The 1,200-nt window shown below is 46.7% G+C and carries 1 pseudogene; it reads left to right on the top strand.

The annotated features are described in order from the left end of the window. Positions 1-1,200: pseudogene (locus NYE69_RS33555) on the top strand (hypothetical protein); the annotation flags it as partial.

The raw sequence follows: 1,200 nt of genomic DNA, 5'->3' as shown, positions 1-1,200 counted from the left end.
TGAATTAAAAGATTTTCCGTTTAAAATCTATAAAGGAAAAGAAAGCCTAAGTATCAGAGACAAGCAGTTGGGCGAAGAATTGGCTCGGTTTGGTCTATGCCACGAAAAATACGTTCCGGACATTATAAAACAAATGAGTCCTGAGATGATCAGGGCTTTTTTGATTGCATACTCAAAAACCGACGGAACTACGAGAAAGGGAAAGTTGTGGAAAGGGCATCAGTTCGAAGACTCTATAACATTCTTCTCTACTTCCAAGCGAATGGCGGATGATCTCGGCGAACTCATCATGAAAGCCGGAGGAAGACCAAGTTTTCGTCTGGAAAACATGGCTGGCAGAGAAATTGAATTTCGAAATGGCGTCTATACCATAAACCATAATTTATGGATTGTATCTTGGAACAAACAAATCCATTCTTGGACAAACAATATGGATGTGAAAGACGTATCGTATGACGGGATGGTTTATTGCGTAGAATTGGCTAAACATCACACCTTGTTGGTTAGGAGAAATGGTAAGATCGCTTGGAGTGGAAATTGTCGTTCAACAACGATCCCGTTTTTTGATGATGATACGGGTGATAACGAGGACAAGGAGCCTAGTGAACGTGCGGCACGGGGAAAAGACGGAAAGACTTACAGTGTACCCGCAGACATGACCTATCGGGAATGGGAAGCCGAACACGCGCCCAAGGATGCCGATAAGCCGCCAAAAGTTTCAGAACCAGCACCCGTGACGCCTCCTGCTGTTAAAACTGTGCCGGAAATGCCTGAACCGGATTTCACAGAGGTTGAAGTCCCGGGAGTCGCAGAACCGGTTGTTCCAGTACCACCGAAACTCACACAATCAGAGGAAGCAGCGATTTCACGCTATATTGGCGGAGAATCCTATGTACTGAACGAAAAGCTACGGGAAGTCAAGCCGCTTGATAGTAAGGAGATGGAGTGGGTTCAGGAATTGGACGGCGCGCTGCTCAAACTACCGCGCTTTACCGGTGATCTGACTCGATCACTCTTTTTTGCCTCCCAGTTAGACGCTGATGAAGCAATGAAAGACATCCGGCCTGGGGCTGTGTTACAATATCCTCAATACTTGTCCATGTCTGCTGCGGGTTCCTTGTACAACCCCAAGGGGCAAGTGCACTACTACATTTTAGGCGCGACTGCAGGGGCTGATATAAGGGCCTACAACCAGAGCGA

It is taken from the genome of Paenibacillus sp. FSL R5-0527, from assembly GCF_038008055.1.
GTDB classification, from domain to species: domain Bacteria; phylum Bacillota; class Bacilli; order Paenibacillales; family Paenibacillaceae; genus Fontibacillus; species Fontibacillus macerans.
Note: the sequence above shows the minus strand (reverse complement) of the source record. Positions and strands in the feature narration are given on the sequence as shown.